The 912-nt window shown below is 59.5% G+C and carries 1 protein-coding gene; it reads right to left on the reverse strand.

The annotated features are described in order from the left end of the window. Positions 1–912: mechanosensitive ion channel family protein (locus tag IM708_RS21045; protein WP_209428502.1), on the reverse strand; the 912-nt coding region annotated here is incomplete at both ends.

Below are 912 nucleotides of genomic sequence, written 5' to 3' on the forward strand. Positions count from 1 at the left end.
CACCTTCGGGAAATCGTACTTCGTGTACGGGGGCGGGCGTCGAGACCGCTGCATCCTCAAGCGCGCGCTTGACCTGCCGCATCAGAGATGAGCGCACCTTGAATATCGAATAGGATTTGCCATCAAACCAAAACTGCACCCTGATAGTCACCGTCGCTGGGCCCAACTCATCGACAATGGCAGCCGGTTCCGGATTGTGGAGGACGGCAGGATGCGCACGCAGTGCCTGGATGATCAGTTCCTGCGCCTTCACGATCGAATTCGAATTGCCTATTCCGACGTCGAACTCCGCTCGCCGGCCAGGGTTGGTCGAGAAATTCGTGATGACGCTCTTATACACCAGTGAGTTCGGGATCTGGACGTGGTTGCCATCCATCGTCATCAGGATCGTGGTGCGCATGTTCAGATTCTGCACGATCCCCTGATACTCGCCCAGCTGGATCCAGTCGCCGGTCCGGAATGGATTTCGTACACTCAACAGGATGCTGGCCAGCGAGTTCTCAGCAATATCGCGAAAGGCGAGGCCCAGCACGATTCCGACAAGCCCGGTGCCACCCAGAACCGTGACCGCGAGCCGGGTGAGGCCTGCGAGTTGGAGCACGAGGTAGAGACCTATGAGGATCACAGGCAATGCCAGCGCGCGCGCCGCGATGTCCACCAGCAACGGCGATGAGAGACGCTGTCGCAGCATGGACCGCGCCAGCTTGGCCACGCCGCGCGACAACAGCCAGAAAACCAGCAGTATGAGCAGAGAAACTACCGTCAGCGGCACAAACCATTGCGCGCGCTCAACCAGCCGTTCCAGTTCGCGCCAGGTCGGGGTCAGGTCCCAACTGATCGCCCGTTTCACTTCGATCCGGTTCACGACGGCAACGACGTCTTGAGTGCGCAAAGCGAGTTGCTGCGCCCATT

This window comes from Pararhodobacter sp. SW119 (assembly GCF_017811755.1).
In the GTDB taxonomy this organism is placed as follows: Bacteria; Pseudomonadota; Alphaproteobacteria; order Rhodobacterales; family Rhodobacteraceae; genus Pararhodobacter.